This is a genomic window from Nocardioides sambongensis (assembly GCF_006494815.1).
Classification (GTDB): Bacteria; Actinomycetota; Actinomycetes; order Propionibacteriales; family Nocardioidaceae; genus Nocardioides; species Nocardioides sambongensis.
The window spans coordinates 3,487,716-3,510,441 of the sequence record NZ_CP041091.1; the positions used below are offsets into that span (position 1 = coordinate 3,487,716).

At 71.9% G+C, this 22,726-nt stretch carries 16 protein-coding genes and 1 pseudogene; 10 read left to right on the plus strand and 7 right to left on the minus strand.

What is annotated here, in order from left to right:
• Positions 1–57: 57 nt before the first annotated feature.
• Both FIV43_RS16325 and FIV43_RS16330 read right to left on the minus strand, forming a co-directional pair.
• The gene (locus FIV43_RS16325) at positions 58–1,233 is read right to left on the minus strand and encodes a lipid II:glycine glycyltransferase FemX (RefSeq protein WP_141014975.1); all 1,176 of its coding nucleotides are present in this window, start codon (positions 1,231–1,233) and stop codon (positions 58–60) included.
• Positions 1,234–1,268: 35 nt separating this feature from the next.
• On the minus strand, positions 1,269–2,066 hold the full coding sequence (locus tag FIV43_RS16330; RefSeq protein WP_141014976.1) for a deoxyribonuclease IV: 798 nt from the start codon (positions 2,064–2,066) through the stop codon (positions 1,269–1,271).
• Positions 2,067–2,345: 279 nt separating this feature from the next.
• On the opposite strand from FIV43_RS16330, the gene rpsF reads away from it, so the two are divergent.
• The 4 genes from rpsF (at position 2,346) to rplI (ending at position 4,157) form a co-directional block, all read left to right on the plus strand.
• Positions 2,346–2,633 carry a 30S ribosomal protein S6 gene (gene rpsF / locus FIV43_RS16335; protein WP_141016016.1) on the plus strand — a complete coding sequence of 96 codons (288 nt, stop codon included), beginning with the start codon at positions 2,346–2,348 and terminating at the stop codon, positions 2,631–2,633.
• Between the two features lie 130 nt (positions 2,634–2,763).
• Positions 2,764–3,339 carry a single-stranded DNA-binding protein gene (locus FIV43_RS16340; RefSeq protein ID WP_141014977.1) on the plus strand — a complete coding sequence of 192 codons (576 nt, stop codon included), beginning with the start codon at positions 2,764–2,766 and terminating at the stop codon, positions 3,337–3,339.
• Positions 3,340–3,446: 107 nt separating this feature from the next.
• Entirely contained in the window at positions 3,447–3,683 is a 237-nt protein-coding gene (rpsR, locus tag FIV43_RS16345) for a 30S ribosomal protein S18 (protein ID WP_141014978.1), read from the plus strand.
• Positions 3,684–3,710: 27 nt separating this feature from the next.
• Entirely contained in the window at positions 3,711–4,157 is a 447-nt protein-coding gene (rplI, locus tag FIV43_RS16350; protein WP_141014979.1) for a 50S ribosomal protein L9, read from the plus strand.
• A 383-nt stretch (positions 4,158–4,540) separates the two neighbouring features.
• On the opposite strand, the gene FIV43_RS16355 is transcribed toward rplI, so the two are convergent.
• The gene (locus FIV43_RS16355) at positions 4,541–5,923 is read right to left on the minus strand and encodes an MATE family efflux transporter (protein ID WP_141014980.1); all 1,383 of its coding nucleotides are present in this window, start codon (positions 5,921–5,923) and stop codon (positions 4,541–4,543) included.
• A 617-nt stretch (positions 5,924–6,540) separates the two neighbouring features.
• On the opposite strand from FIV43_RS16355, the gene FIV43_RS16360 reads away from it, so the two are divergent.
• Positions 6,541–9,111, plus strand: coding sequence for a replicative DNA helicase (locus FIV43_RS16360; RefSeq protein ID WP_196781118.1), 2,571 nt, complete (start codon positions 6,541–6,543; stop codon positions 9,109–9,111).
• A gap of 472 nt (positions 9,112–9,583) precedes the next feature.
• Here the strand turns inward: FIV43_RS16360 and FIV43_RS16365 are convergent, their stop codons facing one another.
• Positions 9,584–10,081 (minus strand): DUF6326 family protein, encoded by a 498-nt coding sequence (locus FIV43_RS16365; RefSeq protein WP_331251029.1) that lies wholly within the window; start codon positions 10,079–10,081, stop codon positions 9,584–9,586.
• 161 nt (positions 10,082–10,242) lie between these two features.
• Here FIV43_RS16365 and FIV43_RS16370 point away from each other — a divergent pair, with 161 nt between their 5' ends.
• The 4 genes from FIV43_RS16370 to FIV43_RS16385 all read left to right on the plus strand — a co-directional run bounded on the left by FIV43_RS16370 (position 10,243) and on the right by FIV43_RS16385 (position 14,853).
• Positions 10,243–11,382 (plus strand): sensor histidine kinase, encoded by a 1,140-nt coding sequence (locus tag FIV43_RS16370; protein ID WP_141014982.1) that lies wholly within the window; start codon positions 10,243–10,245, stop codon positions 11,380–11,382.
• Positions 11,379–12,035, plus strand: a complete 657-nt coding sequence (locus FIV43_RS16375; RefSeq protein ID WP_141014983.1) for a response regulator — start codon at positions 11,379–11,381, stop codon at positions 12,033–12,035. Before FIV43_RS16370 ends, FIV43_RS16375 begins: the two co-directional genes overlap by 4 nt.
• A gap of 365 nt (positions 12,036–12,400) precedes the next feature.
• Positions 12,401–13,759, plus strand: coding sequence for a short-chain fatty acid transporter (locus FIV43_RS16380; RefSeq protein ID WP_141014984.1), 1,359 nt, complete (start codon positions 12,401–12,403; stop codon positions 13,757–13,759).
• A 95-nt stretch (positions 13,760–13,854) separates the two neighbouring features.
• On the plus strand, positions 13,855–14,853 hold the full coding sequence (locus FIV43_RS16385) for an FKBP-type peptidyl-prolyl cis-trans isomerase (RefSeq protein ID WP_141014985.1): 999 nt from the start codon (positions 13,855–13,857) through the stop codon (positions 14,851–14,853).
• A 33-nt stretch (positions 14,854–14,886) separates the two neighbouring features.
• Here the strand turns inward: FIV43_RS16385 and FIV43_RS21645 are convergent, their stop codons facing one another.
• The 3 genes from FIV43_RS21645 to FIV43_RS16400 form a co-directional block, all read right to left on the minus strand.
• A complete protein-coding gene (locus FIV43_RS21645) occupies positions 14,887–16,602 on the minus strand; it encodes a tetratricopeptide repeat protein (RefSeq protein ID WP_196780848.1) in 1,716 nt (571 codons plus the stop codon).
• A gap of 35 nt (positions 16,603–16,637) precedes the next feature.
• Positions 16,638–17,852, minus strand: a complete 1,215-nt coding sequence (locus FIV43_RS16395; protein ID WP_141014986.1) for an ATP-binding protein — start codon at positions 17,850–17,852, stop codon at positions 16,638–16,640.
• 119 nt (positions 17,853–17,971) lie between these two features.
• Positions 17,972–19,183, minus strand: coding sequence for a hypothetical protein (locus FIV43_RS16400; RefSeq protein ID WP_141014987.1), 1,212 nt, complete (start codon positions 19,181–19,183; stop codon positions 17,972–17,974).
• A gap of 138 nt (positions 19,184–19,321) precedes the next feature.
• Here FIV43_RS16400 and FIV43_RS16410 point away from each other — a divergent pair.
• Positions 19,322–22,701: pseudogene (locus FIV43_RS16410) on the plus strand (ATP-binding protein).
• Positions 22,702–22,726: the final 25 nt, after the last annotated feature.

Below are 22,726 nucleotides of genomic sequence, written 5' to 3' on the forward strand. Positions count from 1 at the left end.
GAGGCACCAGGGGCGCTGTGTCGTCCGGTGCGCTCGCTCGGCTCACTCACCGGCCCCTCACCCCCGCCGCTTCATGTAGAGGTCGAACGCCTTGTAGAGCACCCGGTTGAGCGGGAGGTCCCACTCGCCGGCGTACTCGACCGCCTCGCCGCCGGTGCCGACCTTGAACTGGATCAGGCCCACGTGCGGGTCCTCGCTGTTCAGGGTCTCGGTGATCCCGCGCAGGTCGTAGACGGCCGCCCCGCGCTCCAGCGCGTCGCGCATCATCGCCCACTGCACCGCGTTGGAGCCGCGCACCTCGCGCTTGTCGGTGGAGGACGCGCCGTAGGAGTACCAGGCGTGCTCGCCGACCCGGATCGCGATGGTGGCGGCCACCAGATCGTCCTCGTGCCGAGCCAGCCAGAGCGTGAAACGGTCGGTGTCGTCGGCGCCCAGGGCCTCGGCCATGGTGGTGAAGTACGACGCCGGCCGCGGGGTGAAGTGGTCGCGCCGGGCGGTGTGCACGTAGAGGGCGTGGAACTCGGCGAGCGCCGCGGTCATCTCCGGGGTGCCGGTGGCCACCCGGGTCACCTCCACGCCGGACTTGACCGCCTTCTTGATGTTGCGCCGCCACAGCTGGTTCATCCCCTTGAGGACCTCGTCCTCGGTGCGGGGACGTTCCTCGCCGGCCTCGTCGGTGGTGCGCAGTGGGACCTGGAAGACGAAGGCGGGCTGACCGGCGGCGAAGCCACCCTCGACGCCCTGGTGGCGCCAGCCGAGCTCGTCGAGCTGGCTGAGCACGCGGGCGCCGACCGCCGAGCGCTCGGCCGGCGGCACCTGGCTGAGCAGGCGCACCCCGTCGTCGGCGATGCCTTCCTTGACCTGCGCCGCGCTCCACCGGCGGACCACCACCGGCGGGCCGATCCGGACCGCGAACGCCCCCTGCCGGCGCAGGTGGGTGGTGAGCGGGTCGAGCCAGTCGGCCAGCCGGTCGTCGGTCCAGTCGATCACCGGACCCTCGGGCAGGTAGGCCAGGCTCCGCCCGATCTTCGGCAGCTGCCGGTGCAGCACCAGCGCGGCGCCGTACTGGATGCCGTCGGGGCCGAACCAGCCCACCGACTCGCTGCGCCACTCCGGCTTCACCCGGGCCCAGCCCGGGGTCTGCAGGAAGCTCGCCCCCGGCAGGCTGGCCAGGTAGGCGCGGTGCTCGTCGTCGGTGATCGGGCGCAGGGTCAGCGGGCGCTCGGTCGACATGGTCACGAGGCTATCGGTCGGTCCGGCGGCCGCGGTCAGAGGCGCTCGCGCAGCCAGTCGAAGTCGGTGACGTGCTCGTCGGCGCCTCCGGGCGTCTCGCAGATCACCGGGGCGTCGGCGTCGCGGATCACCTGGGCGAGCAGGTCGGGGTCGATCTGCCCGGACCCGAAGTTGGCGTGCCGGTCGGCACCGGAGTCGAAGGCGTCGCGGCTGTCGTTGGCGTGCACCAGGTCGATCCGGCCGGTGATCCGGCGGACGTCCTCGACCACGGTCTCCAGGGCGTTGCCGCCGGCGTGGGCGTGGCAGGTGTCGAGGCAGAAGCCGACCCGGTCGGACCCCTCGGCGCTGCTGATCGCGTCCCAGACGCCCGCGATCCGATCCAGGTAGCGGGTCATCGCGTTGGTGCCGCCGGCGGTGTTCTCGATCAGCAGCGGCACCTTGATGTCGGTCGCCTCGATCGCCTTGCGCCAGTTGTCGAAGCCCTTGGCCGGGTCGTCCTCGTCGGTGACGTGGCCGCCGTGCACGATCAGCCCCTTGGCGCCGATCTCGGCCGCCGCGTCCATGTGCTGCTGCAGCAGCTTGCGGCTCGGGATCCGCTGCCGGTTGTTCGTGGTCGCCACGTTGATCAGGTACGGCGCGTGCACGTAGAGGTCGACGCCGGCCGCCTCGGCCTCGGCCCTGAGCGCCTCCGGCCCGGCCTCGTAGGCCAGCACCGGCCCCTTGTAGGACTGCGGGTTGCCCAGGAAGAACTGCACCAGCGGCGCCCGTCGGGCGGACGCCTCGGCGATCGGGTCGGTCTGGTCGACATGGGCTCCGATGCGCAACGAGGTCATGGCGCCAGCGTAGGTGTGGGGGCCGACGCTGAACGGCCGCGGGCTCGCCGACCCCGGGGGCGGCGTCCGGGGGTGGCGTCCGGGGGTGGCGTCCGGCGGTGGCGTCCGGGGCCCGGGGCGCCGGGCCGGGGCAGGTGGGGCCGGAACGACGATTGGGCGGGCGTCGTACCGGATTGATAGCCTGACCCGTCGCGTCCGCCACCGAGGTGGGCGCATGGCAAAGCCCTCCTGCCACGGAAAGTCCGTGGCCGCCTGAGTCCAGAGGAGGTGGAGACCGCTTTGCGTGCTTATGAAGTCATGGTCATCCTCGACCCGAGCCTCGACGAGCGCACCGTTCAGCCGTCGCTCGACAAGTACCTCAACGTGATCCGCAACGACGGTGGCACCGTCGACAACGTGGACGTGTGGGGCCGCCGGCGTCTCGCTTACGAGATCAAGAAGAACGCCGAAGGCATCTACGCCGTCATCACCCTCACCGCAGAGCCCGCGACGGTCGACGAGTTCGACCGTCAGCTCGGCCTGAACGAGGCGATCCTCCGTACCAAGGTGCTGCGCCCCGTCTCCTGACGTGGCTCGGCACCTCGTGCCTGTGGACCGACGCTGTTGCTTGTCGGAGGTCTCGGACACGATGGTGCGAACGCAAGCTTCAGCGACCCCGGCACGTGTCAGGCGACTGACCGGCATCTGAGGAGAGAAAATGGCAGGCGAGACCGTCATCACCGTCGTCGGCAACCTGGTCGACGACCCGGAGCTGCGCTTCACCCCGTCGGGTGCGGCCGTGGCGAACTTCCGGATCGCGTCCACGCCCCGCACCTTCGACCGCCAGAGCAACGAGTGGAAGGACGGCGAAGCGCTGTTCCTCTCCTGCGCTGCCTGGCGGCAGATGGCCGAGAACGTGGCCGAGTCGCTGCAGAAGGGGATGCGCGTCGTGGTGCAGGGACGGTTGAAGTCCCGGCAGTACGAGACCCGCGAGGGTGAGAAGCGCACTGCGTTCGAGATCGACGTCGAAGAGGTCGGCCCGTCGCTGCGCTACGCGACCGCCAAGGTGGCCCGTGCCCAGCGCTCCGGCGGTGGCGGCGGCTACAACGGCGGCGGTGGAGCCGGCGGTGGCGGCGGCTACGGCGGCGGTCAGCCCTCGGGCGGTGGCCAGCCGGCCAACGACCCGTGGGGCAGCCAGGGTGGCGGCAACAGCGGCGGTGGCAACAGCGGCGGCAGCCGTGCCAACGACCCCTGGGGCGCGCCCGGTGTCGGCAGCGACGAACCCCCGTTCTGAGGATCAACCCGGTGCGCGGACCATTCCGTGTCACCACCTGAATATTCATCACCACCATTCCGGTCGCTCGTGACTGAGGCGGCCGGGCTCTGAGGAGGAGCACCACAATGGCGAAGGCAGTCGTCCGCAAGCCGAAGAAGAAGGTTTGCCAGTTCTGCAAGGAGAAGGCGACCGGTGTCGATTACAAGGACACCGGCCTGCTGAAGAAGTTCATCTCCGACCGCGGCAAGATCCGCGCCCGTCGGGTGACCGGCAACTGCGTCCAGCACCAGCGGGACATCGCGATCGCGGTGAAGAACGCCCGTGAGGTCGCGCTGCTGCCCTACACCTCCAGCGGTCGCTGAGCAGCGGTAGAGAAGGAGAGAACTGACATGAAGATCATCCTCACCCAGGAGGTCGAGGGGCTCGGTTCCGCCGGCGACATCGTCGAGGTGAAGTCGGGCTACGGCCGCAACTACCTGCTCCCGCAGGGCTTCGCCATCCGGTGGAGCCGCGGCGCGCAGGCCGAGGCGGACGCGATCAAGAAGGCCCGCGCCGCCCGCGCGGTCCGCGACGAGAGCCACGCCGCCGAGATCAAGACCAAGCTGGAGCAGACTCCGGTGGACGTCAAGGTCAAGGCGGGCCAGGGCGGTCGCCTGTTCGGCGCCGTCACGGTGGCCGACATCGCGTCGGCGATCACCGAGCTGACCGGCGAGGCCGTCGACAAGCGGACCATCGTCGTCGGCCAGCCGATCAAGTCGCTCGGCTCCCACGCGGTGTCCGTGCGTCTGCACGACGAGGTCTCCGCGGCGGTCGCGCTCAACGTGATCCCCGCCTGACCCAGGCGCAGCTCAGCAGTACGGCGGCGGCCGGTCCCTCACGGGGCCGGCCGCCGCTGCTTTTGCCCGGGGGTGCGGGTTTCCCCGGTCAGCCGGTGAAACCCGCACGACACGCCGACCAGCCTCGGCGTGTCGTGCGGGTTTCGGCCGACAACCCCCCGTCGCGGACCACGAACGACCGACCACCCGGGCTTCGATCGCCAGCCGACCGACTCGCCACGGATCGACCCTGGCGTGTCCCCGCCCGACCTCTTGCCTGGCCCCGCCCGACCTCTCGCCTGGCCCCGCCCGACCTCTCGCCTGGCCCCGAGCGACCTCTCGGCGGTCCCGCCCGCCCCTGCCGGCCGCGCCGCACACAGCGCCGCCCACACCCACGCCAGCGCTCAGCCACCACTCCCTGCGCCGGTGACCATCCACGCCTCTCCCCGCGACCGGCGCAGCAGCGTCACGAAGCGTCCGCCCATGAACACCGTGACGAAGACGAGCCACAGCAGCGGGAGACCGGAGCCGAGGGCGGCGGCGAGCAGCACCGCAGGGGCGTAGGCGGCGAGCACGACCAGCCCGGCCCATGCCAGGTAGCGGCCGTCCCCGGCCCCGATCAGCACGCCGTCGAGGACGAAGACGACGCCGGCGACGGGTTGGCCGAGTGCTGCGATCAGCAGCACCGGGACGAGCGCGTCGTGGACGCCGGCATCCGAGGTGAACAGCGGCCCCAGGAGTGGCGCGACGACCGCCAGGCCGACCCCGGTGCCGATGCCGCTGATCACCCCCCACCACACCATGCGCGTGGTCACCGCGCGGGTGCCGGCGACGTCCCCGGCACCCAGGTAGCGCCCGGTGATCGCCTGCGCAGCGATCGCGATGGCGTCCAGCACGAAGGCGAGGAAACCCCACAGCGTCATTGCGAGCTGGTGGGTGGCGATCGGCACCGCGTCGTCACCCCCGGCCGCGTCGCCGGTGCCGAGCACCACGGCGTAGGTGGTGACCAGCAGGGAGGCCCGCAGCGTCAGCGTGCGCACCAACAGTGGTACGCCGGCCCGGCCCGCCGCCGCGATCCCGGTACGACGCGGGCGCAGCGAGGTGCCCTCCCGCTGCGCGGCGCGGGACACGATCAGCACCAGCACCGCCGCCGACGCGAGCTGGGCGAGCACCGAGCCGAGCGCCGAGCCGGCGATGCCCATCCGCGGCAGTGGTCCGAGGCCGTAGACCAGCACCACGTTGAGGACCAGGTTGACGCCGTTGCCGGCGATGGCGACGACCAGCGGGGTCCGGGTGTCCTGGAGGCCCCGGAGCACCCCCGTCGCGGCGAGCATCAGCAGCAGCGGCGTGATCCCGAGCGCGGCGACCTGCAGGTACTCGACCGCCGGGTCCGCGACCGCCGGCGATGCACCGAACACGCCGACCAGCGGTGCGGCGCCGAGGCCGACGACCGCCGTGGTCGGGATCCCGATCGCCACCGCCAGCCACAGTCCGTCCACCCCCTGCCCGAGGGCGGCTGCCAACCGCCCGGCGCCGAGCTGCCGGGCGACACCGGCCGTGGTCCCGTAGGCGAGGAAGACGCAGAGGCCGACGGCTGTCTGCAGGACGGTGGCGGCGATGCCGAGTCCGGCCAGCTCACGGGTGCCGAGGTGGCCGACGACGGCGGCGTCGCCGAGCAGGAAGAGCGGCTCGGCGACCAGGGCGAGGAAGGCCGGGATCGCGATCCGCGCGATCTCCCGGTCCTCGCTGCGCTGCCGCTCGGTACGGCGGAACGCGGCGCGCTTCACGCTGCTCGCCGACGGTCGGCACGGGGTCCGGGAAGGCCCCGTGGATAACTTTCGTCACTCTGTGGATACCCGAGGCGGGACGAGGTCCCGGTGATGACGTCCGACCGGAGGCTGGACCAACGGAAAGTGAACAAGGTCACACTACATTTCCTGGTCGGAATTTCTGGTTCCACAGACGAGGGAACGCGTTCATGCAGGTCATCGGCCCCTTCTCGGAGTCTTGGCGCCATCTCTCCACAGATCTGTCCCCAGGCCGTGCACACCGACATGGCGTGTCGTCCACGACCGTCCACCAGTTATCCCCAAGGCTTGTGGATAACGTCCTTTCGTCCGCCTCGTCCAGCCCGTAGTTTCTGCGACGGAGATCGGTCGGACCCTCCGGGAAGCATCACCCCGGAGAAGCCCTCCCGATCGGCGCAGGACCGTACCGGCCGGGTCGGCGCGCACAGTCCAGCAGATGCCCCTCGCGGGCGGGAAGACGAGGTCGCGTGAGCGTCACGGAGACGGGGTCTCGGCCCTGGACCGACGAACCTCCCGAGGACTTCGGCGACGGCCCGGCGGCCTACGCGCCGGGCGAGGCGCCGCAGCGCCCCGGTGACCGCACCCCACCCCAGGACATGGCGGCGGAGCAGTCCGTCCTCGGCGCGATGATGATCTCCAAGGACGCCATCGCCGATGTCGTCGAGGTGCTGCGGGGCGTCGACTACTACCGGCCGGCCCACGAGCAGATCCACGACGCGATCCTCGACCTCTACGGTCGCGGAGAGCCCGCCGACATGGTCACCGTCGCCGGCGAGCTCCAGCGCCGGGGCGAGCTGCAGCGGATCGGCGGCGCGCCGTACCTGCACACGCTGGCCGCCAACGTCCCGATCGCCGCCAACGCCGGGTTCTACGCCGAGATCGTCCGGGAGAAGGCGATCCTCCGGCGGCTGGTCGACGCCGGCACCAAGATCGTGCAGCTCTCCTACGCCGGCGAGGGCGAGGTCGACGGCATCGTCAACCAGGCCCAGGCCGAGGTCTACCAGGTCACCGACCGCCGCAAGGCCGAGGACTTCGCGCCGCTGAGCGACATCATGGACGGCGTCCTCGACGAGATCGAGGCGATCGAGAACCGCGAGCAGGGCATCTACGGCGTGCCCACCGGCTTCGCCGACCTCGACGAGCTGACCAACGGCTTCCACTCCGGCCAGATGATCATCGTCGCGGCGCGCCCCGCGGTCGGCAAGTCCACGCTGGCCCTCGACTTCTGCCGCGCCGCCTCGATCCACAACAACCTGGCCAGCGTCTTCTTCAGCCTGGAGATGACGCGCACCGAGATCACCATGCGACTGCTCTCCGCAGAGGCGCGGATCCCGCTGAACCACATCCGCAACGGCAAGATGACCACCGAGGAGTGGGAGCGCCTGGCGCGCCACGTGTCCAAGGTGTCGGCCGCGCCGATGTTCATCGACGACTCGCCGAACATGACGATGACCGAGATCCGCGCGAAGGCGCGCCGGTTGAAGCAGAAGCACGACCTCAAGCTGATCGTGCTCGACTACCTCCAGCTGATGACCTCGGGGAAGAAGGTCGAGTCCCGTCAGATCGAGGTCTCGGAGTTCTCCCGCCAGATCAAGCTGCTGGCCAAGGAGCTCGAGGTCCCGATCATCGCGCTCTCCCAGCTCAACCGTGGCCCGGAGCAGCGTTCCGACAAGCGTCCGATGACCAGCGACCTCCGCGAGTCCGGCTGCCTCACCGCGGACACCCGACTCCTGCGGGCCGACACGAACGCCGAGATCTCGCTGGGGAACCTGCTCGAGTCCGGCGCGCGGGACGTGCCGGTGTGGGCGCTCGACGACCGCCTCAAACTCGTGCCGCGCACCCTGACGCACGCGTTCCCGAGTGGCACCAAGCAGGTTTTCGACGTGACCCTGGCCTCCGGCCGGCGCGTGAGCGCCACTGGCAACCACCCGTTCCTCACCTACGACGGTTGGATGCCGCTCGCCGAGCTCGAGGTCGGCAGCCGGGTGGGCTCGATCCGGCATGTGCCGCCGCCGATGGAGATCGTCCCGCGTGACGAGGACGAGATCACCCTGCTGGCACATCTACTCGGCGACGGTTCGTTCGTCCGGCGACAGCCGATCCGCTATGCGAGCATCGACGAGGACAACCTGTCCGCGGTGGCGGCGGCCGCCGCACGACGGTTCGGCATCACGGCTGTCCGCGACGACTATGCCGCCGCGCGGGTGACGACCCTACGGCTCCCAGCGCCGTTCCGACTGGCGCGCGGGCGACGGAATCCGATCGCCGCCTGGTTGGACGAGGACGGTCTCTTCGGGCTCCGGTCGCACGAGAAGTTCGTGCCGGACTGGGTCTTCGGGCTGCCCAAGGAGCAGGTGGGACTGTTCGTGCGGCACCTGTGGGCTACCGATGGGTGTGTGCACTACGACGAGAAGCGGCGAATCGGGCGGATCTACTACGCCTCGACCAGCCGGCGTCTCATCGATGACGTGGCGCGGTTGCTCGGGCGGTTCAACGTCTTCACGCGGATCAAGCGGATCCGGAAGGAGGGTTACCGCGACAGCTATCACCTCCACATCTACGGGGTGGAGAACCAGCTCCGTTTCCTGGACGAGATCGGCGTCCACGGCGCCCGCGGACTCGCAGCGGAGCGAGTGGCGGCAGAGATCCGCGACGTCCTTCCCAACACCAACAGCGACACCGTGCCCGTCGAGGTCTGGGACCAGGTACGCGGGGTCCTGACAGCCAAGGGCATGACGCACCGCGAGTTCGCCGCCGCCATGGGCACGCAGTTCTGCGGATCATCGATGTGGAAGCACGCGCCCAGTCGCGAGAGGCTCGCCCAGGTTGCGACCGTCCTCGACGACGCGGCCCTCGAGATCACCGCCACCAACGACGTCTACTGGGACAGCATCACCGCCATCGAGCCCGCAGGTGAGCAGCCCGTCTACGATGCCACCGTCCTCGGCGTGCACAACTTCGTGGCCAACGGGATCGCCCTGCACAACTCGATCGAGCAGGACGCCGACATGGTCGTCCTGCTGCACCGCGACGACGTCTACGAGAAGGAGTCGACCCGCCCCGGGGAGGCCGACCTGATCGTCGCCAAGCACCGCAACGGCGCGACCCGCGACATCGTGGTGGCGTTCCAGGGTCACTACAGCCGGTTCGTCGACATGGCCCACTGATCGTGCTGCTGCTGCAGACGAGCGCTGAACCTGAAATCGAACGTTTCAAACTGAAGGAACTTCAGTCTCGGAGTGCGGGCTATGGGTCCTGACGCCGGAGAGACCTCGAGTCCGCGACGTACGGCATGCTGACGGGGTAGCCGCAACCCAGAGACGGTCGTGGCGCTACCGCCGTGGCGTGCGGTGGTACGACGCGCTCTCCGGCGAGTGCCCGGTCTACCGTTCGGTCGACTCTCGGCGACGCCGCAACGCGGCCCGGTGGGGGTAGAGGTCGCCGAGGTCCACGTCGACTTCGTCGCGCAGGGAACGGTGCGCTTCAACGCTCCACGCTCGGCTGAGGTCGACGGTCGCCCGGTTGCCTTTTGCTCGGGCGGTGCGCTCCTGACATCCGCCACGGTGTGGGACCTCGGCGGCCTCCCGGATCGGATGCTTGTGCTCGGCGGCGGCGCGGTCGCACACGATCTCGGCCGCATCAGACCCCAGGAGGCGTGGTGACGACCCTGGTCGCCGGCTCCGCAGGGACCGCAGTGGTCGTCGCCGGTGTGGCGCGGGGCCACGTCCAGGCGTAGCGGAGGATGAGGACGAGGAGGGCCACTTCCAGGACCACCCCGAGTCCGTAGTAGTACGTCCAGGACTCGCCCACCACGTTGAACGCCGCGTAGGGGATCTGGACCGACGCCACGATCAGGTTCGTGATGCGGTTCGCCCGGGCGGGCAGCGTCGTCGACAGCACGACCATGAAGATCGGGATCGCCATGAGCGCGAGGAAGGTGGTCAACAGCGTCTGGGTGACGTCGAACTCCCAGACCCTGCCGGCGAGGATGCCGTCGACGACGCCGGGCTTGAAGAAGGCGATGATGTCCACGTAGGCGTACAGGAACATGACGCCAGTCCACGCTGCGGCGAGCTTGGCTCCCACCGGGATCGGCCGGTCGTCCAGAGTGGTCGTGTGGTGGCGTGTTCGCATCATGGGGCTCCGTTGCTGTGGTGAGGACGAGTGGGTCCACGATCACCGAGCCCGGCGGTGGGGTGCATCGGTCCGGAGGCCGGGGTTCACCTGGCCGATGGCACGGCCGCTCTCTCGTCCTTTCGGCGGGTACGCCGGAGCGCGCCGATCCCTAGGCTGGAGCCGTGGTCACCGTCAGGCGCTCCCTCTGGAGAGAGCCGCGCCCTGCTGACGCGCCGCCCATCGGTCGGATCGACTGGCTGCTGGTGGGCGTGTTCGTGGCCGCCGCCGTGGCCGAGGCACTCGCACGACCGGGTGTGGACTGGCGCCCCCTGGTGACGGTGCTCGCCCTGGCGCTGGTGCCTGCCTTGCTCTGGCGGCGGGTTCGCCCCCTGGGGGCAGTCCTTGTCGGGTGGGGCGTCGCCGGGCTGCTCACCGTCCTGCAGTTGACGATGCACGCCGAGGAGCTCGGCCTCAACTCCATGATGGCCGTCCTGGTCCTGCTCTACTCCCTGGTGCGGTGGGGCTCGGGCCGGGAGATGGTCGCGGGGACGGCGTTCGTGACGGTCGTCGTCGCGCTGGGGATGTACGCCGCCTCCGCAGGCTGGGCCGATATCGTCGGCGGGAGCGCGCTCCTGTTGTTGGTCGTCGCCCTTGCGGCGGTGTTCCGCTACCGCGCAGAACTCTGGCATCGCCAGCAGCGCGAGATCCGCAACGAGGAGCGGGCGGGGCTGGCTCGCGAGCTCCACGACACCGTGGCCCACCACGTCTCGGCGATCGCGGTGCAGGCGCAGGCCGGTGGAGTGATCGCCGGAATCGAGCCCGAGAAGGCCGTCGAGGTCCTGGCCGCGATCGAGTCAGAGGCCTCGCGCACCCTCGAGGAGATGAGGTCCATGGTGCAGGTGCTGCGCGAGGAGGAGGCCGTCGCCTACGCACCGCAGCCGGGCCTCGCGGACCTTCCAGCCCTGGCCCGCGCCGACGCCACACCCACCGTCGAGGTCTCGCTGGACGGTGCGTTGACCGGGCTGGCACGACCCGTGGACGCCGCGCTCTACCGGCTCGCACAGGAGTCGCTGACCAACGCCGTACGGCACGCGCGGAACGCGACCCGCGTCCAGATCGACGTACGCCGGGAGGGCCACGCGGTCAGGCTGCGTGTCAGCGACGACGGACAGACGCGGTCAGGGCCAGCCCCCGAGCCTGGGTTCGGCCTGCTGGGCATGGTCGAACGCGCCCAGCTCCTCGGCGGATCGCTCTCTGCGGGCCCGGCGCCCGAAGGCGGCTGGGTGGTCGAGGCGGTCGTGCCGGCGGAGGCGCCGGCATGACCATCCGGGTGGTCGTCGCCGACGACCAGGACCTGGTCCGGACCGGACTGGTGATGATCCTCGGGGCTCAACCCGACCTCGAGGTCGTGGGGGAGGCCGCCGACGGGCTCGCCGCGCTCGACCTGGCGACCCGGCTCCAACCCGATGTGCTCCTGGTCGACATCCGGATGCCCGGGCTCGACGGCGTCGAGGTGACGCGGCGCCTGGCCGGGCCGGACGTGACGGACCCGATGGCGGTCGTCGTGATCACCACCTTCGACCTCGATGAATACGTCCTCGGCGCCCTACGCGCCGGCGCCCGAGGCTTCCTGCTCAAGGACGCCGGGCCCGAGCTCCTGGTCCAGGCCATCCACGCGGCAGCCGACGGGGACGCGCTGATCGCCCCCAGCGTCACCCGCCGTCTGCTGGCGACCTTCGCCGACCAGGCGCCGGTGGTGCCGGCGCAGCCCCGCGAACCGCTCACCCGGCGCGAGGAGGAGGTACTCGTGCTGGTGGCCCGCGGCAGGACCAACGCCGAGATCGCGACCGAGCTGTTCGTCGGCCTGAGCACCGCCAAGACCCACGTCGCAGCGTTGATGGCCAAGCTCGGTGCCCGCAACCGCGTGGAGATCGCGATGTGGGCCCATGACACCGGACGCGTCAGAGCGGGGTAGCTGCGACGGTCGAGCACCCGACGTCACGCTGCGCACCGCCGACGGGCTGAGCCACCAGGCCCGGTTCGTCCCGGAGCCTGCCCGTTCCTCGGGCCGAGGGATGGCGGTGCTGGTCGCACGGGCAACGGCCGGCGTCGTACTGCGCTCCCCGTTCACCGACTGGGCCGACGTGGGCGCCCACCGCTGTCCGTACCTGCCGGTGCGGTGGCGCGTCGGGACGAGTGGACAGAGCTGGCCGACCACCTCACCGACGAGGTCGTCGGTCAGCTGGTGCCTCAGGTCCCACCGATCGAGTGCAGACCCTTGACGGCACCTTTCGCGATGCAGTGGAGTGACCGGGACTCAGCACCATCTCGGGAGGACGCATGCTGCGAAGGATCGCTGGACCCGCGAGCAGGATCGTCGAACGGTGGCTCCCCGGCGCCTTCGTCTTCGCCGTCGCGCTGACGCTCGTCGTCGCGGCGCTGTCGCTGATCTTCACCGACGTCGGACCGCGCGACCTCACCCGCGCCTGGGGTGACGGCCTGATCGGGCTGCTCGCCTTCATGACGCAGGTGGCGCTGGTGCTGCTGCTCGGCTACACCCTCGCCAACCTGCCTCCGGTGCATCGGCTGCTGACCAGGGTCGCGGGCATCCCGCGCAGCCCGCGGGCGGCGTACGCGTTCGTCGCCGTGGTGGCGGGCCTGGCCTCGTTGCTCAGCTTCGGGCTCGGGCTGATCGTCGGTGGGGTGGTGGCCGTCGAGGTCGCCCGCCGGTTCAAGGAGCGCGGGATCCCACTGCACTACCCGCTGCTGGTGGCGTCTGGGTATTCCGGGTTCGTGGTGTGGCACATGGGCTACTCCGGCTCGGGGCCGCTCAACGCGGCCACCGACAGCGGCGTCTACGCCACCACGCTGGACATGGGCACGATCCCGGTCTCGGACACCATCTTCGCCTGGTGGAACATCGTCGCGATCGTCGTGGTGCTGGTCCTGCTGGCGGTGATCATGCCGCTGATGGCGCCCGGTCCGAACGATCCCGTGCGTGAGGCTCCGGCGGCGGCACTGGAGGATTCCGCGGGGAGCGACAGCAGTGAGCCGGTGGCTCAGGAGGCAGGCTCGCCGGCCGACCGGCTGGAGACCTCCCGACTGGTGACCACGGTGCTCGGGGTGCTGCTCGGGCTCTACCTGGTCATCTACTTCATGGACGAGGGCTTCGACCTCACCCTCGACATCGTCAACTGGACCTTCCTCTGCCTGATCCTGCTGATCGTGGCCAACGCCCGCCAGCTCGGGGGTCTGGTGGCGCGTGGCGGGCGCACCGTCGTCGACGTACTCCTGCAATACCCGTTGTACGCCGGCATCGCGGCGATGATGAGCACCGGACTGGCCGAGGAGCTCAGCAACTGGGTCGTCGACGCCGCCACGCCCGGCACGCTCGGGCTGTTCGCGTTCTTGTCGGCCGGCCTGCTCAACCTTTTCGTGCCCTCCGGCGGTGGCCAGTTCGCGCTGCAGGCCCCGATCTTCGCGACCGCCGCCGAGTCGCTCGACGTCTCCCAGCCCGTGGTGATCATGGCCATCGCGTACGGCGACCAGTGGACGAACATGATCCAGCCGTTCTGGGCGGTGCCGCTGCTGGCCGTCGCGGGTCTGCGGGTGCGCGACATCCTCGGCTACACCAGCATCGTGCTGCTCTTCACCGGGGTGATCTTCGCAGCGACGCTGCTGCTGGTCGGGGCCGGCTGACCCGGGCGGCCACAGGCCCTGCACAGGTGCGCCCGGTAGCCTCGCGCTCGTCCGCGCGGCCGACGTCGCGCGCCCCAACCAGAAGGTCTGAACCCGTGCATCGACGTCTCCGCCGTACCACCGCCCTGCTGTCCGCCGCGGTGCTCGCCACCGCCCTCGCCGCTTGCGGTGACTCCGACTCCGACGCGGCGAAGGACGACACCGGCTCGGAGTCGTCGCCGGCGAGCGGTGAGGGGAGCCTGGCGGAGGTCACGTTCAGCGGCGAGGTGGGTGACGGCATCAGCGCCGAGTGGGCCGAGAGCGTCGCGCTGCCCGAGGAGACCACGACCACCACGTTGGTCGCCGGGGACGGCGAGGAGGTCGCCGAGGGCGACACGGTGATGGTCTACCTCTGGGTCGGCAACGGCACCTCCCAGAAGGAGCTGTACAGCGACTACGACAACGGTGCGCCCGAGGCGATCCCCTTCGAGCCCACCCAGGTCGCCGAGGCGTTCACCGCCCTGTTCGAGGGTCAGACCTACGGCTCCCGCGTCGCCGTGGTCGCCGACCCGACGGCGCTCTTCGGCGATCAGGTCGAGGGCAACTCGCTGGGGATCGGCGCCGAGGACAGCGTGGTGGTCGTGGGGGACCTGATCGAGAAGCAGGCCACCTCACCGGAGCCGACCGACGACAAGGCGCACGACGCCGACCCCAGCACCCAGCCGTCGGTCGTCGAGGAGGGCGGAGCGCCGACCGGACTCGACTTCTCCGGCATCGAGGAGCCCGAGCTCGACACCCCGGTGCAGCGCGTGGTCCTCGAGGAGGGCGACGGCGCAGCGGTCAAGGACTCCGACACCGTCGTCGTCAACTACCTCGGCTCCACCTACGACGCCGACGCGCCGTTCGACGAGAGCTTCTCCCGCGGCGAGCCGCTCACCTCTCCGCTCAGCGGCCTGATCCCCGGGTGGACGATCGGCCTCACCGGTGTGAAGGTCGGCAGTCGGGTCCTGCTGCAGATCCCGCCGGCCTACGGCTACGGCGCCGCGGGCAGCGGTACGTCGATCCCGGGCAACTCCACCCTCTGGTTCCTCATCGACGTCGTCGAGGTCCAGTAGCGCGGACCCTCGGGTCCGCCGGGGGTTCGCGGCTCAGCGTGCCGAGCCGTCGGCCCAGCCCTTGACCATGCCGAGGTTCGCCAGCGGGATGTAGTGGCCGGCGTGCGGATGGTCCAGGGCCACGCCGAAGACGCCGGACCGACCGAACGACGCGACGTAGTCGACTGCCTCCGGCATCGGCACCCCGAGCAACGGCACCGGGCCACCCTCGACCCCCGCCGCGTCCAGCAGCCGCGCCGCCTCCCTCGCCCGAGCGGCGCTGCTGTAGAGGCAGATCACCGGACCCTGGTCGAGCGCCAGGGCGAACGGGCGCGGCTCGTCGTCCGGTCCGCGGGCGATGAAGAACCAGGTCCGCAACCCGGCCACCTGCTGCCAGAGGGCCACCTCCGCCGTGCTGTCGCCCTCGGGCGCCGACCTGACCGCCTGGCTGAGCCGATCGATCTCGGCGACCGTCTCCGGGTCGTTGTCGGCAGGTCGCTCGACCTCTGCTGCACCGTCGAGCTGAGCCGGCGCCGGTCGCGGGTCCCGGCCGCCGAACCCGGCGACGCGGTCCCAGATCCAGTCGGCCATCGATGCGGCCACGGGCTCGTCGGGGTGTCCGGGACGCCGCTTGACGAGTGCTCCGTGTCCGACGACCACCAGGTAGGCCCCCTGGTCGTCGGTCATCACGGGTTCCCAGAGCTCGTTCTCCGGCCAGTCCGGATGGCCCGCGGGGTCCTCCTCGACCGCTGCGTCGAAGGCGATCATCTCGGCCGCCGTCATCAGTCGGAACCCCTCGTCGAGCCCCCACAGGTGTCCGGAGCCGGGCCGCTGACCGTCGTGCCAGGAGACCAGGTCCTCCGCGACCACCGGGCCGAGCCGCTCCCGGTCGGCGAGGTCGGTGACCGAGGCCGCGGGGCGCAGGCTGGCGCGGAGGTCGGCGGGGACCGCGGCCTCCAGGGCGGCCAGTGCGGACGCCAGGTCGATGCCGATCGTCCGGTCGCGGATCTGCTGCCAGGACATCTCGATCACGCCGGAACGGCGGATGTCGTCCAGGGTGTAGCCGTCGGCCTCGCCCGACTCGATCGCCTTCGTCAAGCTGCGCGTGGTCTGCACCAGGTTGTGCAGCAGCTCGTCGGTCGGATCGTCGCGCAGCAGCCGGAGCCCGAGCTCCTCGGCGTCGGTGAAGCGGTATTGCAGGAGGTAGGACCAACCGAGCATCAGTGCGACCGAGGTGTTCGCCGCGTCGGCGCGGATCGCCTCCTCGGCGGCGGCGATGAACCGGTCGGCGGGTGCGAAGGTCTCCAGCAGCGACACCGCCCGCATCCCGAGGGCTCTGGGCAACTCGTCCGGCGTCGTCCGCGCGCACCGTGCCACGGCGTCGTCGAGGTGCTGCCAGCCGGCCTCGTGCTGCCCGGCGGTGGCCTGGGCGGCGCCCAGCTCCATCCAGTCGCGCCAGTCCTCCTGCTCCTCCCGCAGCACGACCTGGGCCCAGTGCAGGGCCTCGCCGCGGTCGTGGTCGACGCTCGCCAGGTGCCGCAGGGACCGCGCGGCATTGACGAACTGCCCGTCGCGGCGGCCGGCGACGTCGAGGTAGAGCCGCCGGGCCTCGTCGGTGTCGCCGCACAGCTCGCGATGGTTGCCGAGCAGGAGGGCCGCGCTGCTGCGCTCCGGCTGGGCCGCGATCACCCGTGCGGCGAGTACCGCGATCTCGGGATGTGTCGGCTGGGCCGCGAAGAGCTCCCAGGCGGTGTCCAGGTCCCGCTCCACGTCATCACGGTCGTCGGACCTCCGCCCGAAGATCCTCATCGCATGCCTCGCTTCACGCGGTAGGCCCGCAGCTGCTCGAAGGTGCCGTCGTCGACACCGTATTCGAGGACCGGCGCGACCTGGTCGAACCACGACGCCGTCGAGGGGGTGACGCCGTCGGCGACGGCGAGCAGCCCCTCGGTCGTCACCGGTACCACGCTGCCGGCCTCCATCGACGCCGTGAGTGCCTGTTGCAGCGCGACCTTGACCACGTGGGCGATGTCGGCGCCCGAGAACCCCTCGGTGGCCGCTGCCACCCGACCCGTGTCGACCTCGTCGGTCGGCTTGTCCGCGAGGGCGCCGGCCAGGATGGCGGCGCGGGCCACGGCGTCGGGCGGCAGCACGAGCACGGTCTTGTCGATCCGCCCGGGACGCCGCAGTGCCGGGTCGATGTCCCAGGGCCGGTTGCTGGCAGCCAGGAAGTACACGCCGTCGTTGGCACTGGAGACGCCGTCGAGCTCCTCGAGCAGCTGCGTCACCATCATCCGCATCGCGTGCGAGCCGCCGCCTCCCGACGTACGACGCCCGCCGAGCGCGTCGAACTCGTCGATGAAGATGACGCACGGGGCGGCGGCGCGGGCGTGGCGGAAGACGCTGCGGATCGCCCGCTCGCTGTCGCCGATCCACTGGCCGATCAGGTCGGCGAGGGTGACGTGGAGGAAGGACGCGCCGAGGTCGCCGGCGATCGCGCGTGCCATGAAGGTCTTGCCACACCCGGGAGGCCCGTACATCAACAACGAGCCGCCGGGGGTCTGGCCGAACGCAGCGGCGAGCTCGGGACTGCGCAGCGGCGCCAGGAAGGTCGCATCGAGGTGCTGCTTGACCTCGGCCAGGCCGGCGACGTCGGCCAGCGTCACCCGGGGACGCTCGGCGTCCCACAGCCCGGTTTCGGCGTCGCCCGTGTCGCCCGTGTCGTGGTGGGCGTCGGTCGGTGCCGGGGCGGGGGTCGGTGCCGGGGCGGGGGTGGGTGCGGCGTGCTCGCTCGGCGCCGGGGACGTACCGCCCCGCAGCCGCGCCGCCATCACCCGCGCCCGCAGCACGCGGGCCCGTGCCGGATCTCCGCCCCTCGCCTCGAAGCCGGCCAGCTCGTCCAGTGCCCGGTCGGGATCGGACTGCAGCAGCAGGGTGATGAAGTCCTCGAGCAGCGCGAGGTTCTGCGGGTCGCGCTCGACCTCGGTCTCGATCACCTCGAGAAAGTCGTCGTCGGCCACGTTCGCTCCTCCTGTGCCACGGTGAGTGGGAAGTCTGTCGCACGCGCGATGAAGCGGCGGGGACCGTCCGTGCTCTGCCCCCGGGACGCCTCCGCAAACCCGGCCGGCCGGCCGCAGGGTCACTCCCGCGGCAGCAGGGAGCCCGTGGTCGACAGCTGCGGACAGAACTCTTCGCCGCGGCCCAGCCGGCAGGTCGCCCCCGACGGCTCGAACAGCACCTCCCCGTCCACCTCCCCGTCCGCCTCACCGTCCGAGAGGTCGCCGGTCTCGCCGGGGACCCAGGTCAGGGTCGCCGGGTAGGCCCCGGCCGACGTGCTGGGCGACCCCGCCGGATCGGTCGGTCTCTCCACGAGACGGCCGCCGTCCTGGAACCAGACCCGAACGCCGGCCAGCTCCTCGCGCTCGGCCCACTCACCGTCGTAGGTCCACAGCTGCCACTGCGCGGTCGCGTCGCGCCCCTCGCCGTCGTACACCCGGAAGCGGACCGCAACGGTGTCGCCGACCTTGTCGACCGCGTCGACCCGCCAGTCCCGGTCGTAGCCGGGCGGCATGCCGTACTCGGCGGCCACCTCGCCGGTCTCGGGGTCGAGCTCGACCAGGTCCTGCTCGACCACGCAGCCACCGCAGTCCTCGTCCTCGCCGTTGTCCTGGCGCAGCAGCATCAGCGCGGAGCCGTCGTAGGCGGGGTAGAGGCGGACGATCGGCTCGTTGCGGAGCACACCGTCGATCTGGTCGCCCTCGATCCGGAACAGACCGTGGTCGGTGAGGGTGTCGTCCTCGGAGTTGACGCCCCACTCGACCCACGTGACGCCGTCGAGGGTGTAGGGGTCGCCGTGGAGCTGCAGCTCGGCGCCGGACCCCGACGCCTGGTCGGTGTCGAACGCGGAGGCCGGCACCACGATGGTGCGACGGTCGGCGAGGTCCGGGGAGAAGACGTCGATCCGGAACCGGTCGCTGTAGTGCAGCGCCGAGATCGCCTCCCCGGTGCTGCCGGTCTGGTCGGGGTTGAGCCCGCGGTCCTTCACCCGGCCGTCCTGACCGTCGGCGCCGTAGAGCAGCAGCCCGCCGGCCGCCGCCGTGACCAGGTCACCATCGCGCGTCCACCAGTCGTAGGCGCCGCGCACCACCCGGGTCCCGGACGGAGTGTGCAGCACCGCCCCGCCCTGCTGCCGGACGGGCATCTGCAGGTACGACGGGCCCGGGGCCCGCCGATCGTCCGCCGACAGCGGCGAGTCGTAGACCTCGGCCTCGGCACTCAGCAGGTCGCAGCCGCTCGCCAGCAGGAGCAGCGCGGCGATGGCGGCCAGGGCGGGCCGCGGCACGAACCGCATCGCTGTCGTCCGTCCTCTCCGGGTCGTCTGGGCGAGCACCGTATCGCGGACCCGCCGGTGGTCACCCCGCCCGCTCCTGCGCCCCACCTCGCCTGAATTGAGGTGACCGGCGGGGGCCACCGGACCTATCCTCCGATCATGTGGATCGGTGTGCTCGGCCCGACCGCCGTCACGGCCGCCGACGGGGCGGTCGAGGTCGCCACGGCGAAGCACCGCGCCCTCATCTCCGCCCTCGCCCTGGCGCGGGGCCGGGCGGTGTCGAGCCAGACGCTGATCGAGTCGCTGTGGGGCACCGATGCCCCACCGAGCGCGGCCGGCACGTTGCAGACCTACGTGTCGGCGGTCCGCCGACTGCTGCAGCCGGGCCTCGCACCGCGCGCGCCGTCGTCGTACCTGCCCAGCGTGGACGGGGGCTATCGGCTGGTGGCCGACATCGACGCCACCACGTTCGCCACCGGGGTGCGCGAGGTGCATGCGGCGCTCGGGCCGCTGGCGGGCGCGACGGTGCCGGTGGCCGACGACCCCGCGGCCGCCTCCGAGCTGCTCGGTCGCGTGGAGGCCGCCCTCGCCCTCTGGCGCGGTGAGCCGTACGCCGACCTGCCCGACTCCGACGTGGTCCGGCCCGAGCGCGGGCGGCTGCAGGAGCTGCGCCACCTGGCGCGCGAGGACCACGCCACGCTGCTGGTCGCGCTCGGTCGCGACGCGGAGGCGGCGGTCGAGCTCGAGGCGTTGACCGCCGAGCTGCCGTTGCGGGAGCGGCCGTGGCTGCTGCTGGCGGCGGCGTTGGCCCGGGCGGGCCGCCAGGCCGACGGGCTCGCCGCGGTGGACCGGCTGCGCACGGTGCTCGGCGAGGAGCTCGGGCTGGAGCCGTCCGCGGCCGCCAACGCGGTGCAGACCGCGATCCTGCGCCACGAGCTCCCCGCGGCACCCGCGACGAGCCCCGCGGCACCGGCCGTATCCGCATCACCAGCATCGCCCGCGGCCCGCGCGGCTCGCGCGGCCGCGGGCCCCCGGCCCCCCGGCGCCGAGGGTCCGCGGATCGCGCTTCCCGACTGGTCGCTGGTCGGCCGATCCGCCCACCTGGCCACGCTCGAGGACGCGCTGGCCGCGGCCGGCCGCGGGACGCCGCAGTTCGTCACGGTGCGCGGCGAGCCCGGGGCGGGCAAGACCCGGCTGGGCACCGAGTTCGCGGTGCGGGCCCAGTACGCCGGGGCGTTGGTCCTGGTCGGTCGCTGCTCCCAGGAGGAGGACGCACCACCGCTGTGGCCGTGGCTGCAGGCGCTCGGGAGGCGCTGGCCGGCGTCACCGACGCCGAGACCGACCACGACGCGGCCCGGTTCGCGCTGGCCGAGGCGATCGGCGAGGCGTTGACCGCACTCGCCCGCGACCGCACGGTCGTGGTCGGGCTGGAGGACCTGCACTGGGCGGACACCTCCACGCTGCGGGTGCTGCGGCACCTCGCCTCCCACCTGGAGACCGGCCGCCTGCTGGTGGTGTGCACGTGGCGTCGCGGCGCCCGGCAGCAGGTCCCGGCGCTCGCCGAGGCCGCGGAGGCCCTGGCTCGGCGGCACGCGGTCGACCTCGAGGTCAGCGGGCTGTCGATCGACGACACCGCGGCCCTGGTCAGCGAGATGACCGGCCTCCGCGACCCGGCGCTGGTGGCGGCGTTGCACCGGCGCACGGACGGCAACCCCTTCTTCCTGATCGAGTACATCCGTCTGGCCCGCGACGAGCACGCCGACGCCCAGCAGCTGCTCGACCAGGTGCTGCACGACCAGGTGCCGGCGACGGTCGCGGCGGTGGTCGACCGCCGGATCGCCCAGCTGCCGACCTCGTCCGCGGAGGCGCTGACCGCGGCCGCGGTGATCGGCCGGGAGTTCGGCCTGGAGCTGCTCGCCGGGGCGTTGCGCGCCGACGAGGACGCTGCGCTGGACCTGCTGGAGCCGGCCCTGGACGCCGACCTGATCGCCGACCTCGGCGGCGACCGGTTCCGGTTCGGCCACGCACTGGTCCGCGACGGTGCCTACATCGCACTGCCCGCGTCGCGGCGCGAGCGGATGCACGCCGTGGTCGCCGGGCTGGTCGAGGCGTCCGGGGAAGCGCAGGCACGTGCTGCCGAGATCGCCCGGCACTGGGGCGCCGCCGGTCCCCGCCACCGGCGCGCGGCCCACGCCGCCGCCGCGCGGGCCGGCAGGCGGGCGATGGCCGCCCACGCCCCCGACGAGGCCCGCGAGCAGTACGCCGCCGCGCTGGCCTGGCACGCCGACGACCCGGGCGGCACCGAACGTGAGCGCTTCGACCTGCTGGTCGGCTATGCCGATGCCTGCCGCTGGAGCACCCGCCGGCTCGAGATGCACCGCGCGATCGACGAGGCGGTGGTGCTGGCCGGCGGGCTGGACGCCCCGGAGCTGGTGGTCCGTGCCGCCACCATCGCCACCGCCGACGCACTGTGGCCGGCGCGTTCCTACGGCGAGCACAACGACGAGGTGATCGCGGTGATCCGGGCGACGCTGCCGCAGCTGGCCGGCGACGGTGCGCTGCGGGTCCGCGCGCTGCTGGCGCTCGCGGCCGAGTCGTACTACGCCGCCGGGTGCGCCGAGCTCGATGCGCTGGCCGAGGAGGCGGTCGCCACCGCCCGCCGTACCGGGGACGGGGCGCTGCTCGTCGAGGCGCTGATGGCTGCGGCGGTGGCGACGACCCGCCGCAGCACCGCTCCGCAGCGCCGGGCCTGGGTCGAGGAGGCACTCGAGATCGCGGGTGCCGACGAGCGCGCGCTGACCAACCTCCGCGCCCTTCGCGCCTCGATCCTGTGCGAGCTCGGCGAGGTCGCCCGGGCGCGGGCCGAGCTCGCCGACCTGACCCGGGTCGCCCGCGCGCAGAAGCACTACTTCGTCGAGATGGTGGTGCTCACCCTCTCCCACAGCTGGGCGGCGATGGCCGGGGACGAGGCGGGGATCGCCAGCACCTACGCCGAGCTCGGCGCCTGCTTCGAGCGGGTCTCGACGTCGCACAAGATCGACATCGTCCGGGGCGCCGCGCTCTTCGTGCCGCTGTGGGACCCCGGTGCCCCGGCCCCGCCCGCGGACGAGGTGATCACCTACCTGGCGGAGGCGGCCATCCCGGTGGCGCCGGCCGCAGCCGTGATGGCGCTGCGCAAGGGCGCGGACGAGGTGGCGCGTGCCGTGGTCGAGGCCCATGGCGTCGACCTGACCACCGACAACTGGTTCTCCGAGTTCCTCTGGTCGCTCGGGGCGGAGCTGGGCCTGGGCCTGGGTCGGGAGGACATCGCCGAGCAGGCCTACCAGCGCCTGGCGCCCTACGCCGGGACCTGCGTGATGTCCGGCACCTCCCCGGCGCACGGCCCGGTCGACGCCTACCTCGCCCTGGCGGCGGCAGCGGTCGGCGCGACCGACCTGGCGACGCGGCACGCCGACGACGCGTGGGCGCAGATGCGGGAGTGGCGGATCCCGCAGGCCGAGAGGTGGTTCCTCGACCTGCGGGAGCGCCACGGGTTCTGATCCGGCCCGGCGACCCCGGTCCCCG

Bases quoted from the DNA above. Each gene is read 5' to 3' on its own strand.
- rplI (WP_141014979.1), top strand. From the start codon at position 3,711: ATGAAGATCATCCTCACCCAGGAGGTCGAGGGGCTCGGTTCCGCCGGC.
- FIV43_RS16365 (WP_331251029.1), bottom strand. From the start codon at position 10,081: ATGATGCGAACACGCCACCACACGACCACTCTGGACGACCGGCCGATC.
- FIV43_RS16325 (WP_141014975.1), bottom strand. From the start codon at position 1,233: ATGTCGACCGAGCGCCCGCTGACCCTGCGCCCGATCACCGACGACGAG.
- FIV43_RS16375 (WP_141014983.1), top strand. From the start codon at position 11,379: ATGACCATCCGGGTGGTCGTCGCCGACGACCAGGACCTGGTCCGGACC.
- FIV43_RS16380 (WP_141014984.1), top strand. From the start codon at position 12,401: ATGCTGCGAAGGATCGCTGGACCCGCGAGCAGGATCGTCGAACGGTGG.
- FIV43_RS16330 (WP_141014976.1), bottom strand. From the start codon at position 2,066: ATGACCTCGTTGCGCATCGGAGCCCATGTCGACCAGACCGACCCGATC.
- FIV43_RS16360 (WP_196781118.1), top strand. From the start codon at position 6,541: ATGGCGGCGGAGCAGTCCGTCCTCGGCGCGATGATGATCTCCAAGGAC.
- rpsR (WP_141014978.1), top strand. From the start codon at position 3,447: ATGGCGAAGGCAGTCGTCCGCAAGCCGAAGAAGAAGGTTTGCCAGTTC.
- FIV43_RS16400 (WP_141014987.1), bottom strand. From the start codon at position 19,183: ATGCGGTTCGTGCCGCGGCCCGCCCTGGCCGCCATCGCCGCGCTGCTC.
- FIV43_RS16340 (WP_141014977.1), top strand. From the start codon at position 2,764: ATGGCAGGCGAGACCGTCATCACCGTCGTCGGCAACCTGGTCGACGAC.